Raw genomic sequence first — 15,871 nt, 5'->3', positions numbered from 1 at the left:
CATCCCGGACAGTTGTAGTTTCACAATCGTTGTGTGAATGAAACCGTCGTCCGGTCTCTGAGCGCTCGGCGCAAGGGCATCATCCTGGTGTCCTGCTGCCTGAGCCTGCTGATCGTGTCGATGGACGCGACGATCGTCAACGTCGCGATTCCCAACATTCGCGTCGACCTCGGCGCGTCGGCGTCGCAGCTGCAGTGGGTCATCGACATCTACACGCTGGTGCTGGCATCCCTGCTGCTGCTCTCGGGCGCCACCGCAGACCGGTTCGGCCGCAGGCGCACGTTCCAGATCGGGTTGACGGCGTTCGCGCTCGGGTCGCTGCTGTGCAGTCTCTCGCCGAACATCGAGATCCTCATCGTCGCGCGGATGGTGCAAGCCGTCGGGGGCTCGATGCTCAACCCCGTCGCCATGTCGATCATCACCCAGGTCTTCACGGGCCGGGTGGAACGCGCCCGCGCGATCGGTGTCTGGGGCGGGGTGGTCGGCATCTCGATGGCGCTCGGACCGATCGTCGGTGGCGCACTGATCCAGGTCGTCGACTGGCGCGCAGTGTTCTGGATCAACCTGCCGATCTGCGCGCTGGCGATCCTGCTGACGGCCATCTTCGTGCCCGAATCCCGTTCGGTCACAATGCGAGACGTCGACCCGGTGGGTCAGGGCCTTGGCATGACATTCCTGTTCGGCCTCGTCTACGTGCTCATCGAAGGTCCGGCGCGGGGCTGGACCGACGCCCGGATCATCACCGTCGCGGTCGTCGCAGCGGTGGCGTTCGCCGCGTTCCTGCGCTACGAATCGCGTCGCCACGACCCGTTCATCGACCTGCGCTTCTTCCGCAGCATCCCGTTCGCGTCGGCGACGATGATCGCAGTGTGTGCGTTCGCTTCGTGGGGCGCCTTCCTGTTCATGATCTCGCTGTACCTTCAAGTCGAGCGTGGCTTCTCGGCCATGCACACGGGACTTCTGTATCTGCCGATAGCCGTTGGCGCGCTGGTCTTTTCGCCGGTATCGGGCCGACTGGTCGGACGGTTCGGCGCCCGGCCCTCGCTGCTGATCGCGGGCACGCTGATCACCGCCGCGACGCTGCTGCTCACCCGGCTGACCATCACCACCGCGGTATGGCAGCTGTTGGTGATCTTCTCGGTGTTCGGCATCGGCTTCTCGATGGTCAACGCGCCGATCACCAACGCGGCCGTGAGCGGCATGCCAACCGACCGGGCCGGCGCCGCCTCTGCCGTCGCTTCGACCAGCCGCCAGGTCGGGGTGAGTGTCGGTGTTGCCCTGTGCGGTTCGGTGTTGGGCTCGGCGTTGTCGACGACCGGCGCGGACTTCGCAGTTGCGGCCCGGCCGCTCTGGCTGGCGTGCGCGGGACTCGGCGTGGTGATCCTCGTGCTCGGCGTGTTTTCGACGTCGAAGCGCGCGTTGCGTTCGACCGATCGATTAGCGCCCTTGATCGCGGGTCCCCAGTTGGAGGGCGCCGATGTCAGGTAACCCTCTGGCCGACGAGGTTTGGCGGGCGATCGCGGCGCTGGTACACGACAACCGCGACGGGTGGAAGCGCGCGGTCGTCGAGGTAGCGGGCCTACCGTTCAGCAGGATTCGCATCCTCAAACGGCTGAGTCGCCAGTCGATGACCGTCAAGCAATTGGCGCACGCGGCGACAATGGATGCTCCTGCGACGACCGTCGCCGTCAACGACCTCGAAGACCGCGGGCTCGTCGTACGCGAAACCGATCCGACGAATCGACGGTGCAAGGTCGTCTCGTTGACCGACACCGGCCGCGCATTGGTCGCCAAGATCGACGCTGTCGAGGATCCAGCCCCCAACGCCCTGGCAGCGCTCGACCCAACCGATCTGAAGGCTCTGAAAGCGATCTTTGACCGGGCGGCTGCTCGCTAGCCATATCCTTTGACGGTGGCGACACCGTGCCGCAACTGCGGCGCCGAACCGCGGGACGGCGCCCGATTTTGTGACGCGTGCGGTTCGCCGGTCGCGGCGGCGGACAGTCAGGCCGAGTACAAACAGGTGACGGTGCTCTTCGCCGACGTTGTGCATTCGATGGATATCGCGGCGGCGGTTGGGGCTGAGCGACTTCGCGAGATCATGACCGAGCTGTTCAATCGGTCGTCGGCGACCGTGCAGCGCTACGGCGGAACCGTCGACAAATTCACGGGCGACGGGATCATGGCGATATTCGGTGCACCGATCGCGTTCGAAGATCACGCACTGCGCGCCTGTCGCGCTGCCCTGGATGTCCAAAAGGATGCCCACGGCTTAGCCGCGGACCTGGAACGTCGCGACAACGTCGCTTTGCAACTGCGTGTCGGACTGAATTCCGGCGAGGTGATTACCGGCGAAGTCGGCTCGGGTCCCCTGGCGTATACCGCCGTGGGTGAGCAGGTCGGGATGGCGCAACGGATGGAATCCGTCGCAGCACCGGGCGCCGTCATGGTGAGCGAGTCGACAGCACGATTGGTGGAGAACAGCGCCATCCTGGGGGATCCAGAACTGGTGCACATCAAGGGCGCTCAGCTGCCAGTGCCGGCGCGCCGCCTTTTGGGCGTCGCTACCGGCCGCCGAATCGAGCGCGTAGAAGCGTCCTTCGTCGGCCGGGAGTGGGAACTAGGCGCCTTGCGCGGCCTTCTCGATCGCTCCCTGCGCGGCAATGGGTCTGTCGTCAACCTGGTCGGACCACCTGGGATCGGCAAGAGCCGCCTTGTCCGCGAAATCACGTCACGCGCAAGAGATTTAGGCGCAGAGGTGTTCACTGCTCACTGCGAGTCTCACACCACCGACATTCCGTTTCACGCGGCGGCGAGTCTGCTGCGGGCCACGACTGGTTCGCAGGATCTCGACGGCCCCGCGGCGCGAACCCAGATACGGTCGCGCTTCGCCACGGCCGACGAAGAGGATCTGTTGATCCTGGAGGACCTCTTGGGAATCGGTGATCCTGCGGCTTCGTTGGCCCAAATCGATCCCGATGCCAGGCGTCGCCGTTTGACCTCGATGGTGAACGCGGCCGCGCTCACAAGGAGCACGTCGACCGTCTATGTTATCGAGGACGCGCACTGGATCGACGAGATCAGCGAGTCGATGCTCGCGGACTTCATCGCTGTCGTACCGCGAACGCGAGCACTTGTCCTCATCACCTACCGCCCGGAATATGTTGGTGCGCTCGCCCATGCGCCTCGGGCGCAGACCATCGTGCTCGAGCCGCTCGATGACTCGCAGATGTCGCGGCTCAGTACCGAACTGTTGGGCGAGGACAGGTCGGTAACTGAGCTGGTTGACGTCGTCGCAGACCGTGCCGGCGGCAACCCGTTCTTCGCCGAAGAGATCGTTCGGGACCTCAAGGAGCGAGACGTCTTGATCGGCGGGCGCGGATGCTACCTATGCCTCGAACCGGCCGGAGACGTCACCGTGCCCAGCACCCTGCAAGCCGTGATCGCCGCACGGATCGACCGTCTCGATCGGGCCGCGAAACGCGCATTGAACGCCGCCGCGGTGATCGGCTCTCAGTTCGACCCAGACATGCTGAAGGCATTGGACATCGAACCAATTCTGGACGACCTCGTGCGCGCGGAGTTGATCGACCAAACCGCCTTTGGCCCGCACCCGCAGTACGCCTTTCGGCACGGGCTGATCCGTGCCGTGGCGTACGAATCACAGCTCAAGTCCGATCGCGCGCAGTTACATCGGCGGCTGGCGACGACCATCGAACAGCACGACCAGAATGCCGCGCTGATCGCTGAGCATCTCGAGGCGGCCGGTGATCTGCGTGAGGCGTACGACTGGCACATGCGCGCCGGCACATGGTCGACAAACCGGGATCACACTGCCGCGCAGATGAGTTGGGAACGGGCGGCCAAGGTGGCAGATGCGCTGCCGGCTGATCACCCTGACCGCTTGGCTCTGCGAATCAGGCCACGAACATTGCTGTGCAGCAACGCTTTTAGACGGTTTCATCCGGATCTATCCGGGCGCGTCGAGGAATTGCGTCAACTATGCACCCAAGCGGGTGACAAGGCATCGCTCGCGATCGGCATGGCGGGGCTAGCGATGGAGCACATGCTCCAGGGGCGTGTTTCCGATGCGTCTCGGCAGGCATCCGAGCACATGGCTCTTGTCGAATCCGTCGGCGATGAGACGTTGACGTTGGCCCTGACCATTCCGGCGTGTACGGCCAAACTGCAGGCCGCCGAGATGGCTGACGCGTTGAGCTGGGCACAAGCTGCGATCGATATCGCCGACGGTGACCCATTGCGAGGGAACTTCATGCTGGGGTCCCCGCTGGCAATGGCGTTGGTGTATCGCGGTTTTGCGCGCTGCTCCATGGGCCTGGATGGGTGGCGGAAAGACCTCGATGACGGAGTCGCGATGGCGCGGATGGCTGATCCCGCAACGTTTGCAGTGGCAGCCGCCTACAAGTACGTCAACATCAGTCGTTTGGTTCTATCCGCCGACGAGGCCGCGCTGGCCGAGATCACTGAAGCATTCGAGGTTGCCCAACGGTGCAGTGAGGATCTGCCGGTAGTCCTGCTACGAATGATATTCGGTACGGTTCTGACATTCGGGCAGGACCGCGAACGGGGACTCGCCATGCTGACCGAGTTGCGTAACACGTGCATCGACGAACGGTATGCCATGAACATCGTCTCGGGGTTGGACACGATTCTCGCTCGGCATGCCGCGACCGAGGAGATCGACTCCGCGATAGAGCGAGCGCGCGCGGCTGTCGACGAAGTGTTCGCGTCGGGCAACTTCATCAACTGTGAGATGAGTACGCACGCGTTCGTCGAACTGCTATTGGCCCGTGGTACGCACGATGACCTGAAAGATGCAGAGGTCGTGATCGAGAGGTTGGCGGCAGCCTTGGCAGATTCTGTATGGGTGACTCGAGACATCGTGTTGCTTCGGACGCGGGCAATGCTCGCCCAGGCCCGTGGCGACGCCGCTTCCTACCGCGAATTCAGGGACCGCTACCGCGCCATGGCCAACAAGCTAGGCTTCGAGGGCCACATCGCGATCGCCGCCGCGATGCCTTAGCTCTCCAGCACGGCCATCGCGGCGTTGTGCCCGCCGATGCCCGACACCGCGCCGCCGCGTCGAGATCCTGAGCCGCACAACATGATTCGTTCGTGCGCGGTGGCCACACCCCAGCGCCGCGCCGGCGTATCCAAAGGCTCGTCGTCCTCGGCGAACGGCCACGACAACGCCCCGTGAAAGATGTTGCCGCCGGTCATGCCCAGCGTGCGCTCCAAGTCGGCCGTCGTTTTGGCCTCGATACACAACCGACCCGACGCATCCTCCATCAGCACGTCCTGAATAGGTTCTGCCAGAACGGAATTCAGCGACTGCAACACCGCTGACGTCAATGTGTCCCGCATCCGATCCGGATCCGCTCCCGCCACCAGGCTGTGCGGCGTGTGCAGCCCGAACACGGTCAACGTGTGCGCCCCGGCGTCGCGCAGTCGGTCCGACAGGATCGTCGGGTCGGTCAACGAATGGCAGTAGATTTCACACGGCAACGGATCCGGCACCACACCGTGCTCGGCGCGGATGTAGGCCGTGTCCAGCTGGCTGAACGTCTCGTTGATGTGAAATGTCCCGCCGAACGCCTGCTCCGGTGTCACGGTGTCGTCTCGCAGCCGGGGCAACCGCCGCAGCATCAGGTTGACCTTCACCTGCGCTCCTTGCGCCAGTTCAGGCTCCGGCTCGCCAAGCAGCCGTGCCAGTACGCCAGACGTCACATTGGCCAATATATGTGCGGCGTGCACACGGTGCTCCCGATCACCATGGCGGTACCGAACCCCGCCGTCCGGGTCGACGCTGTAAACGTCTGCGCCCGTGGTGATTTCGGCTCCATAGCCGGCCGCGGCGGCAGCAAGTGCACCGCTGACCGCTCCCATGCCGCCGATCGGGACATCCCAGTCACCGGTGCCGCCGCCCAGCAGGTGGTAGAGGAAGCACACGTTCTGCGTCAGCGACGGATCGTCGGTGCGGGCGAACGTACCGATCAACGCGTCGGTCGCCATCACACCGCGCACGAGGTCGCTTTCGACAGTCTTGGCGATCGCGTACCCGATCGGCTCGTCGAGCATGAACCGCCAGGCGGCGTCGTCGCCCACGTGCCGGCGCGCCTCATCCCGTGTGCACAGCGGTTGGGTCAGCGTCGGCCACAGTCGCGATGTCACGGCCCGGCAGCGTCGATAGAACTCTACGAAGCCGGTCTCGTCGTCGGCCGCGCCGACGGCTCCGAACGTGGACTGCGGCCCGATCAACAGCCCCGTGCGGCCTGCCGTCGCAGGATCGGGTGTGTAGGACGAATACCGCCGACGCGCCAGCCGGACCCGGGCGCCGAGGTCCTCGATGATGCGCCGCGGCAGCAGGCTGACCAGATACGAATAGCGCGACAACCGCGCGTCGACGCCGTCGAACGCGTGCGCGGACACCGCCGCGCCGCCGACGTGGTCCAGCCTCTCCAGCACCTGCACCCGGCGTCCGGCGCGCGCAAGGTATGCCGCGGCGACGAGCCCGTTATGCCCGCCGCCGACGATGACGACGTCGGGCTGGGTCACAGGTCAGCCAAGGTAGCCCTCGACCTCGTCGGCCGGGCGCACCCGAGCCTCACGGGCGTCGCCGCCGGTCTCGCGCAGTGCCCGGCGCTGCCGAAGCAGGTCCCAGCACTGGTCGAGCGCCACCTCGACCGCACGCAACCGCTGGTGTTCCTCGGTTTCGTCGATCTCATGCTGCTGCAGCTTCGCGCGCAACTCTTGTTCCTCGGCGACCAGCTTGTTCACCTGAGCGAGAATGTCTTGGTCCTTAGCCACGGGTCCAGTCTGCCCGACTAGCGTGAGCGCGGTGACTACGAAGCCAGAGATCGAGTTTCCCGACGGACCCGCCCCCACCGACCTCGTGATCAAGGACCTGGTCGTCGGCGAAGGAGCCGAGGCAGTGCCGGGCGGCACCGTCGAGGTGCACTATGTCGGCGTCGAGTACGACACCGGCGAGGAGTTCGACAGCTCCTGGAACCGCGGCGAGTCCATCGAGTTTCCGCTGCGCGGGCTGATCCAGGGCTGGCAGGACGGCATCCCCGGCATGAAGGTCGGCGGCAGGCGCCAGCTCGTCATCCCGCCAGAACAGGCCTATGGCCCGACCGGCGGCGGACATCGTCTGTCCGGCAAGACGCTTGTCTTCGTCATCGACCTCCTGGCCACCCGCTGAGTCATAAGCGCGAGCAGGCGCAAACTGCCCCAAAATGTCGGCGTGTCGGGGATATTTGCGTCTGCTCGCGCAGGATTAGCGGTGCCCGGGCAGCCGCAGCAGCAAGCGTGCGCCGCCAAGCGGGCTGTCTGCCAAAGATGCTGTGCCGCCGTGCAATTCGGCCTGTTGTGCAACCAGCGCCAGCCCGAGTCCGGAGCCGGAGTGCGACGCCGTCGACCCGCGGGAGAACCGCTCGAACACCAGCGTGCGTTCCTCTTCGGGGATGCCGACACCGTTGTCGTCGACAGCGATCTCCACACCCTCGCGCGAGCTGACCGCCGATAGCTGCACCCGCGTCGCGCCGCCGTGCTTGACGGCGTTGGCGATCGCGTTGTCCACCGCGAGCCGAAGCCCCGCCGGCAACCCGACGATGATCATCGTCGGCGCGGGCACCAGCGAGACTTCCAGGTCGGGGTAGACCCGCATCGCATCGTGCGCGGCGCGGTCCAGCAGCTCGGTGATGTCAACCGGCACATGGTCGTCGGACGTCGACAGTTCGCCCTGCGCGAGTCGCTCCAGCGCACCCAGGGTCGCCTCGATGCGCGACTGGGTCCGGATGACGTCGTTGACCACCTCTTTGCGTTGCTCCTCGCCCAGATCCAGCGTCGAGAGCACTTCGAGGTTGGTGCGCATCGCGGTCAGCGGCGTACGCAGCTCGTGGGCGGACACCGATGCGAAGTCGCGGGCCGACGTAAGCGCGGCCTTGGTGCGGTCCTGTTCCTTCCAAATGCGCTCCAGCATCCCCTTCATCGCCTCGGCGATCTCGACGGCTTCCGTCGCACCGCGGATGTCGATATCGGGGGCTTCGGCGCCGGCGTCGATGGACCGGGTCTGCTGCGCCAGTCGCTTGAACGGTCGCACCGCGAACGCGGCGAGCAGCCAGGCGCCGACGGTCGCAGCACCAATTGCCAAGGAGCAGATGATGATTACCCGCCGGTGCAGATTGTTGGTGTCGGCGATGGTGGCGTCGTAGGTGGCGCCGACCGCCACCGTCATCGGATCGGGGTTGGCCAGCTCGACGGTGCGCACGCGGTAGCGCACCCCGTCGACGTAGGTGTCGGCGTAGCCGGCGGGCAACTCGGGCAGCACCACTTTGGAGTTGGAGGTGACCTCCCCGCCGCGCCGCACCGTGATCACGGCGTCCTGGTCGTTCGGTGACTTGGGAATCTCGCCAAGGCCGCGCGGCAGGAACGGGATCGCGAACCCGGCCGCCTCGTCGAGCCGACGGTCGAGCCGCTCCTTGCGGTCGTTCGTGATACCGATCCAGACCACCGCGCCGACGATGCCGACGACGATCGTCGCGGCGATGGCCGTCGCGAATGCCACCCGGGTCCGCAGCGACGGGGTGCGCCGGAAGATCCGCGACAAGAAGCTCATCGCACTATTGCGTCCTTAGCACGAACCCCACGCCGCGAACGGTATGCAGCAGCCGGGGAGCCCCACCGGCCTCCAGCTTGCGGCGCAGGTAGCCGATGAACACGTCGACGACGTTGGTGTCGGCAGCGAAGTCGTAACCCCACACCAGCTCGAGGAGCTGCGCGCGCGACAGCACCGCCGTCTTGTGTTCGGCCAGCACGGCGAGGAGGTCGAACTCCCGCTTGGTCAGGTCGACGTCGACGCCGTTGACGCGGGCGCGGCGGCCGGGAATGTCGACCTCGAGCGGGCCGACCGAGATTGTTTCCGACGAGAACGTCGCAGTCGATCCGCGCCGACGCAGTAGCGCCTTGACCCGCGCGACGAGCTCGGCCAGTACGAACGGCTTGACCAGGTAGTCGTCGGCCCCGGCCTCCAGCCCGGCCACGCGATCGTCGACGGAGCTGCGCGCCGACAGCACACACACCGGCACGTCGTTGTCCATCGCGCGCAGGGCGGTCACCACGCTCACGCCGTCGAGCACGGGCATGTTGATGTCCAGCACGATCGCGTCGGGCCGGGTCTCGGTGGCGCTGCGCAGCGCCTCGGCGCCGTCGACGGCTGTTGCCACGTCAAACCCCGACAGCCGCAGCCCGCGTTCGAGCGACGCCAGCACGTCTGGATCGTCGTCGACCACGAGCACCCGGGGAGAAGCGGCACTACTGTCCATGCACGCAATCTTGCCTGATCCGCCGCCGCAGATGTGACAGGCACGAGAGCCGACGCGCATCGGTACAGCCGCGGTCAGATCCCGGCTGTGTCACGGCGAGCTGAACATTCCCGCGATAGCAAAGCAATGATATTGACGCGGTGCTAGCATCCCGCAATTATGCACCCGTTCTCCACGCGCCTGATTGTCCAGCCCGATGACGGCGTGGAACCGGTCCGCGAATTCGTCAATTCGGCCGAAAATTCGCTTTTGATCAAGCAATTCACATTCACCGAACCGAGCCTGATCGCGGCGGTCATCGACCGGAAGAAAGCCGGTGTCGACGTGCGGGTCATGCTCAACCCCGCCCGCTCCGGGGGTGATCGAGCGAATGATGAGACATACGAGCAATTACAAAATGCCGGGGTCGCGGTGCAGTGGTCGAATCCGAATTTCTACGTCACGCACGAAAAGTCGATAGTGGTCGACGAGAAAGCTGCACTGGTCGCGACCTTCAATCTGATGGAGAAGTATTTCACGCTGACCCGCGACTACGGCATCGTCACCGATAATCCCTATCACGTGGCGCAGATCGTCGAGGTGTTCAATGCCGACTGGGACCACCGCGATTGGACGTGCTCCGCATACGAGGGCCTGCTGTGGAGCAACTCCAATTCGCGCTATCACATGGCGCAATTCATCGACACCGCGACGGAGCGGATCGATGTTCAACACCCGAAGTACGTGGACGCAGTAATCCTCGAGCGGTTGGCGGCTGCCTCCGATCGTGGCGTCAAGGTGCACGTTCTGTGCGGCGGTAAGCACGGGATCAGCGAGTGGGACATTCTCGACACGTTCGCGTCGCTGCGCACGCTAAAGCGTTTCGGGGCCAAGGTGCATAAGCAGAAGAACCTGCGCGTTCACGCCAAGTTGATCATCGTCGACGACGCGCACGCTTTGGTCGGGTCGATGAATATCGACCGCAGTGCATTCGATCTGCGGCGGGAATTGGGCATCACAATCGACGATGTGGACACGGTCGCTCGGCTCAAGGAGGTCTTCAACACCGACTGGGAACTGTCGCACCAATACGAGGCGCCGGATCCTCTCAATGCGACCCATCACGTCGAGGACGATTTCCCGCACGACCACGACCTCATGCATGAGTGAGATGGATCCACCGCGCGAGGGCGAGATCGACCCGCCGCGCGAGAAGGTCTCTCTGGCCGAGCTGGCCTGGACGTTCAACCACATTGCGCTGGCATCGTTCGGCGGCGGCCTGTCGGCGTGGTCGCGGGAAGTGCTCGTCCTCGAGAAGCAGTGGATGGGCGAAGAGGAATTTCTGTCCGCGATGACGATGTGCCGGATCTTTCCCGGTGCCAATCAGGTCAACATGGCGGTCTTCGCCGGCGCGAAAATGCGGGGCTTGATCGGCGCGGCCGCCGCGGTGTTCGGGCTGTGCCTGTTGCCCGTCGTGATCATCACGGTGATGGGCTACTTCTACTTTCGCTTCAAGGAGGAGCCCGCGGTCAAGGGCGTGCTTCACGGTGCATCGGCGGCGGCCGTCGCGCTGACGTTGGCCATGGTCATCCAGACGGGCCGCAAATGTCTGACCGGGGTGGTGCCGGTTCTGTTGTTCCTGACCGCGTTCCTGTTGAACGGCGTGTTGCGCTGGCCGCTGCCATTGGCTCTTCTGCTCGTCGCGCCGCTCAGTCTGGTCTGGGCCTGGCCGAGAGACCGTGCGGCATGAGCACTTACCTGTCGCTCGCCGCGTTGTTCGCGACGTTGTCGCTGCTGTCGATCGGTGGCGGAAACGCAGTGCTGCCCGAGATGCACATGCAGGCGGTCAAAAGTCATCACTGGATGACCGACAGCCAATTCGCCGATATCTTCTCCATCTCCCAGACGGCCCCGGGGCCGAGCATCCTGATCGTGACACTGGTCGGCTACGGCGCCGGGCTACACGTCGGGGGAGTCCCCGGAGCGATCCTCGGCGGCGTGATCGCCACGGTCGCGATGATCATGCCCGCCGCCTCACTGATGTATGTCGTCACGCTGTTCTGGCAGAAGGCACAGAAGTCGAAGCTGCGATATGCCGTCGAAAAGGGTTTCGCCCCGCTGACCGTGGGCCTGATCATGGCGACCTCGCTGGTGATGAGCCGAGCTGCCGATCACGACTGGCGGGCTTACACGCTTACCGCGATCTGCACGGCGATCTTCATCTTCACCAAGACGAATCCCCTGATCGTGGTCGGTGCGGCGGGCGTGCTCGGCTACTTCGGCATCGTCTGACGCCGGAGGGGCAAGCGCGGTTGGTCGCGCAGCTGGACGAAATCGGGCTGTGGAGCTGACGGGCGCCGGGCGTGGCTGTCCTCCGGCCACTGCTGTTCGGTGCCCGCCTCCGGGCGACATTGTCGCCACTGACGACTTTGTCGCCGCAAGCCGGGCGACCCCGATGTTGGGTCGCCGAGGGTAACGCGTCGCCGGCACGACGCGGGAAGCCGTTGACCTCATCCATTGTTGAGGTTTTACGGTGATTTGATGAACGACTTTGCGCGGAGGTTAACCGCTTGCCCGTCATGGGAAGATGTACTAAGTGGTTAAAGCCCTAGATCCTGCCTTGCGCTCAGCGCCGGCTATCGCACCGCCACCCAAGCACCGACGCGCCAGCTCGGATTTGTGGCGGATGCTGCCGTACCTGATGCCCTACCGGGTGCGCTGGATCGCGATGGTCTTGGTGGCCGTCACGAGCCTCGGTGCCACCGTGGCGATCCCGCTGATGACCAAGGCCGTTATCGACGGCCCGGTACGGCATCAGGATCAGCGCGGGCTGTGGCTGCTCGGTGCCGCGGCCATGGGTGTCGGCATGTCCGAGGCGGTGCTGTGGTTCATCCGCCGTTGGCTGGTCGCCCGCGCGACGATGGGCGTCGAAGCCGACATTCGCAAGGACCTCTACGCGCGGCTGCAGATTCTGCCGATGTCGTTTCACGGCAAGTGGCAATCCGGCCAGCTGCTCTCGCGAATCATGAACGACCTGAGCACGATTCGCCGGTTCATGTCGTTCGGCATGGTGTTCTTGCTACTCAACGTCCTTCAGATCACGGTGGTCACCGCGATCCTGCTGGCAATGTACTGGCCGCTGGGTGTTCTGGTCGTCGCCTCCATCGTGCCGATCACGCTTACGGTGCTGCATTTCCAGCGGGAGTACACGCGGCTCTCGCGGCTGGCGCAGGACCAATCCGGCCATGTCGCAACCCATGTCGAGGAGTCCGCGCTCGGCGTGCGGGTGGTCAAGTCGTTCGGTCGCGAGCAGTACGCCTACGACCGCTTCGACGAGCAGCTCACAAACCTCTACGACACCCAGGTGAGGCGCGTGTCGGTGTCCGCCAAGTTCTGGACGCTGCTGGAGGTCATCCCCAACCTCACCCTTATCGTCGTGCTGGGCTTCGGCGCCTACGCTGCCGGTCACGGCTACGTCACCATGGGCACGCTCGTCGCGTTCATCACGATGATGCTGTCGCTGGTGTGGCCGATCGCGTCGCTGGGCTTTCTGCTGTCGATGACGCAGGAGTCGTTCACCGCCGCTAACCGGATCGCCGAAATCTTCGACGCGCCACGCGAAATCACCGACGGGCCACACCACCACACACCCCGCGGCGGGCGGCTGGAGCTGGTTGACGTCGGCTTCCGCTTTCCCGATGCTTCGACAGATGACTGGGCGCTGCGCCATGTCAGCATGACCGTCGAGCCGGGGGAGACCCTCGCTCTCGTCGGCTCCACCGGCTCGGGCAAGTCGGTGCTGGCCGCGCTGTTGTCGCGGCTTTACGACGTCACCGAGGGCTCGATTCGCATCGACGGCCAAGACATCCGCGAGCTGTCGCTGCCCGCGCTGCGGCAGGCCGTGGCCACCGCGTTCGAAGATCCGACGCTGTTCTCGATGTCGGTCGCAGAGAACCTGCGGCTGGGCAGGCCTGATGCGACGGATGAGCAGTTGGCCCAGGCCATCGAGGTCGCCGCGGCACAGTTCGTGTACGACCTGCCGTTCGGGTTGGACACCAGGATCGGTGAGCAGGGCATGAGCCTGTCCGGCGGCCAGCGGCAACGTCTTTCGTTGGCCAGGGCCATCCTCGCGACGCCAAAGATCCTTGTGCTCGACGACACGCTGTCCGCGCTCGACGTGCACACCGAGGCCATCGTCGAGGAGGCGCTGCGCAGGGTGCTGCACTCCGTGACCGGCATCGTGGTCGCACACCGGGCGTCGACCGTGCTGCTCGCCGACAAGGTGGCACTGCTGCAAGACGGCACCATCACCCACATCGGCACGCACGCACAGCTTTTGGCCCAGGTGCCGCAATACCGCTACCTGCTTGCCGCCGATGACGAACTCGACGATCGCGCCGAGCGCAGCTGCGCATGGCAAGACGACGAGGACCGCAAGCGACTCGATCAGACCTACGAGGAGCAAGAGGCGGCCGATGCCGCATGCGCTGAACGTGGATTCGTGACGTCGGAGGCCGAGCGCCGATGACAACAACCGAATGGCGCGGGAAACTCGACGAAGAAAACGACGAGCTGCCCATCGACGAACGCCTGCCGCGCCGGCGCGAGGCGCGGGCACTGCTTGGCTCCCTGCTGCGGCCCTACCGGGTGACCGTTGCCTTGCTGGCGATCGTCGTCGTGGTGGAAAACCTTGCGCGCCTTTCGGTTCCGCTGCTCATCCAGCGCGGGATCGACCACGGCATCCCGCCGATCCTGTCCGGCGGCTCGACGCACACGCTGATGGTCATCGTCGGCGTGCTGTGCGCGGTCGTGCTGATCCAGACCGTCAGCCGGATCTTCTTCCTCCAACGCTCCGGACGGATCGGGCAGAAGGTGCTGCTGGAATTGCGCCGCCGCGTGTTCCGCCATTTTCAGCGGCTGGACATCGCTTTCCACGAGCGCTACACCTCCGGCCGGGTGGTGAGCCGATCGACCAACGACGTCGAGGCGATCCAGGACATGCTGGAGACCGGCTTCGACAGCCTGATCACCGCGGTGCTCACACTCGTCGGCACGTCGATTCTGCTTGTCACGCTTGATGTTCGGCTGGGTTTGATGTGTCTTGCCGCCTTCCCGGTGCTGGTGGCGCTGGTGTGGTGGTTCCGCAACGAGTCGGCCAAGACCTATCGCAGGGTGCGTGAGAGCGCCGCGCTGGTGATCGTCCAGTTCGTCGAGACGATGACCGGCATCAAGGCGGTGCAGGCGTATCGGCGCGAGCCGCGCAACCAGGAGATCTTCGAAGACATCGCCGACCGCTACCGCGAGGACAACGAGCAGACTTTCCGTCTGCTCGCCGTCTTCATGCCCGGCGTGAAGCTGGTCGGCAACATCACCACCGGTGTGGTGCTGCTCTACGGCGGCTACCGGGTGCTGCACGGCCAGATGACGATCGGCACGCTCGCGGCGTTCTTGCTGTACCTGCGGATGTTCTTTGAGCCGATGCAGGAGATCTCCCAGTTTTTCAACACGTTTCAGTCCGCGGGATCGGCGCTGGAGAAGCTGGCCGGCGTGCTTGCCGAGCGGCCCGGCATCAAGGACCCCGCGCATCCGGTCACGCTCAACAAGGTCCGCGGCGACGTCGCATTCCACGATGTGCGGTTCTCGTATGTGCCGGGACGTCCGGTGCTGCCGGATCTTTCGTTGACGGTGCCCGCGGGCCAAACCGTCGCGCTGGTCGGCACCACGGGTGCAGGCAAGACGACGATCGCCAAGCTCATCGCGCGGTTCTACGACCCCACCTCGGGATCGGTCACGCTCGACGGGGTCGACCTGCGCGAGCTTGCGCAGAGCGAGCTGCGCCGCCACGTCGTGATGGTGACCCAGGAGAACTTCATGTTCGACGGGACCGTCGCCGACAACATCCGCTTCGGCAAACCCGACGCCACCGATGACGAAGTACGCGCGGCCGCAGCCGCAGTCGGTGCGGACCGGTTCATCGATGTGTTGCCCGACGGCTACGACACCGACGTCGCCAAGCGTGGCGGGCGGTTGTCGGCGGGCCAGCGGCAGCTGGTCGCATTCGCGCGGGCGTTTCTTGCCGACCCGGCGGTGCTGATCCTCGACGAGGCGACGTCGTCACTGGACATCCCGAGTGAGCGGATGGTGCAGCGGGCGCTCGAGACTGTGCTGTCGGATCGCACCGCGCTCGTGATCGCGCACCGGCTGTCAACCGTGCAGATCGCGGACCGGGTGCTGGTCCTGGAGCACGGCCGCATCGTCGAGGACGGCCCGCCCGAGGACTTGATCGGCCGCACCGACGGACGCTACGCCGCACTGCACCGCGCATGGGTGGAGTCGCTGGCCTAGCCTGCCGAGCCCGATTCACTCTGCGTACAGGGCGCAAGAGTGCGAGAGACCTGCGCCATGAGCGCAGAATCAACGTGCGTACCTTCGCCGTCCGGAGCGAAGGCTTCGTCGGCCACGCGCAACCAGTCCTGATCGTCAGGTTTCGTCGTCATGGCAACCAGGGTCTAGGAAACGTGCGACGAGCTCACGAGTAGTGGGCTACT

General features: G+C 65.1%; 13 protein-coding genes. 9 read left to right on the top strand and 4 right to left on the bottom strand.

Annotation, left to right across the window (positions count from 1 at the left end; genetic code table 11):
• The first annotated feature begins 33 nt into the window (after positions 1 to 33).
• From ACWW36_RS04820 to ACWW36_RS04810, 3 genes are read left to right on the top strand one after another with little or no spacing between them, the layout of a single operon-like run.
• Entirely contained in the window at positions 34 to 1,488 is a 1,455-nt protein-coding gene (locus tag ACWW36_RS04820; protein ID WP_456140458.1) for an MFS transporter, read from the top strand.
• Positions 1,478 to 1,897: a MarR family winged helix-turn-helix transcriptional regulator gene (locus ACWW36_RS04815; RefSeq protein WP_456140457.1), complete on the top strand. Its 420-nt coding sequence runs from the start codon at positions 1,478 to 1,480 to the stop codon at positions 1,895 to 1,897. The genes ACWW36_RS04820 and ACWW36_RS04815 overlap by 11 nt, the downstream gene beginning before the upstream one ends.
• 15 nt (positions 1,898 to 1,912) lie before the next feature.
• Positions 1,913 to 5,044: an AAA family ATPase gene (locus ACWW36_RS04810; RefSeq protein ID WP_456140456.1), complete on the top strand. Its 3,132-nt coding sequence runs from the start codon at positions 1,913 to 1,915 to the stop codon at positions 5,042 to 5,044.
• Here the strand turns inward: ACWW36_RS04810 and ACWW36_RS04805 are convergent.
• Positions 5,041 to 6,576 (bottom strand): phytoene desaturase family protein, encoded by a 1,536-nt coding sequence (locus ACWW36_RS04805; RefSeq protein WP_456140455.1) that lies wholly within the window; start codon positions 6,574 to 6,576, stop codon positions 5,041 to 5,043. The two genes, ACWW36_RS04810 and ACWW36_RS04805, sit on opposite strands and share 4 nt — an antisense overlap.
• Positions 6,577 to 6,579: 3 nt before the next feature.
• The gene (locus ACWW36_RS04800) at positions 6,580 to 6,828 is read right to left on the bottom strand and encodes a DUF2630 family protein (protein ID WP_456140454.1); all 249 of its coding nucleotides are present in this window, start codon (positions 6,826 to 6,828) and stop codon (positions 6,580 to 6,582) included.
• A 31-nt stretch (positions 6,829 to 6,859) separates the two neighbouring features.
• Here ACWW36_RS04800 and ACWW36_RS04795 point away from each other — a divergent pair, with 31 nt between their 5' ends.
• Positions 6,860 to 7,222 (top strand): FKBP-type peptidyl-prolyl cis-trans isomerase, encoded by a 363-nt coding sequence (locus tag ACWW36_RS04795; RefSeq protein ID WP_456140453.1) that lies wholly within the window; start codon positions 6,860 to 6,862, stop codon positions 7,220 to 7,222.
• Positions 7,223 to 7,297: 75 nt separating this feature from the next.
• Here ACWW36_RS04795 and ACWW36_RS04790 read toward each other — a convergent pair whose 3' ends face one another.
• Together ACWW36_RS04790 and prrA are read right to left on the bottom strand one after the other, a co-directional pair.
• Positions 7,298 to 8,638, bottom strand: coding sequence for a sensor histidine kinase (locus tag ACWW36_RS04790; protein WP_456140452.1), 1,341 nt, complete (start codon positions 8,636 to 8,638; stop codon positions 7,298 to 7,300).
• Positions 8,639 to 8,642: 4 nt separating this feature from the next.
• Positions 8,643 to 9,344 carry a two-component system response regulator PrrA gene (gene prrA / locus ACWW36_RS04785; RefSeq protein ID WP_325337809.1) on the bottom strand — a complete coding sequence of 234 codons (702 nt, stop codon included), beginning with the start codon at positions 9,342 to 9,344 and terminating at the stop codon, positions 8,643 to 8,645.
• A 159-nt stretch (positions 9,345 to 9,503) separates the two neighbouring features.
• Here prrA and ACWW36_RS04780 point away from each other — a divergent pair, with 159 nt between their 5' ends.
• From ACWW36_RS04780 to ACWW36_RS04760, 5 genes are all read left to right on the top strand, one after another.
• The gene (locus ACWW36_RS04780) at positions 9,504 to 10,493 is read left to right on the top strand and encodes a phospholipase D-like domain-containing protein (RefSeq protein WP_456140451.1); all 990 of its coding nucleotides are present in this window, start codon (positions 9,504 to 9,506) and stop codon (positions 10,491 to 10,493) included.
• A complete protein-coding gene (locus tag ACWW36_RS04775) occupies positions 10,486 to 11,073 on the top strand; it encodes a chromate transporter (protein ID WP_456140450.1) in 588 nt (195 codons plus the stop codon). The genes ACWW36_RS04780 and ACWW36_RS04775 overlap by 8 nt, the downstream gene beginning before the upstream one ends.
• Positions 11,070 to 11,615, top strand: a complete 546-nt coding sequence (locus tag ACWW36_RS04770; RefSeq protein WP_456140449.1) for a chromate transporter — start codon at positions 11,070 to 11,072, stop codon at positions 11,613 to 11,615. The genes ACWW36_RS04775 and ACWW36_RS04770 overlap by 4 nt, the downstream gene beginning before the upstream one ends.
• A gap of 304 nt (positions 11,616 to 11,919) precedes the next feature.
• Entirely contained in the window at positions 11,920 to 13,851 is a 1,932-nt protein-coding gene (locus tag ACWW36_RS04765; RefSeq protein ID WP_456140448.1) for an ABC transporter ATP-binding protein, read from the top strand.
• Entirely contained in the window at positions 13,848 to 15,668 is a 1,821-nt protein-coding gene (locus ACWW36_RS04760; protein WP_456140447.1) for an ABC transporter ATP-binding protein, read from the top strand. The genes ACWW36_RS04765 and ACWW36_RS04760 overlap by 4 nt, the downstream gene beginning before the upstream one ends.
• Positions 15,669 to 15,871 lie beyond the last annotated feature (203 nt).

The organism is Mycobacterium sp. MMS18-G62 (assembly GCF_053877835.1).
The sequence above is the reverse complement of the archived record's forward strand: the minus strand, read 5'-3'. Positions and strand labels throughout refer to the sequence as shown.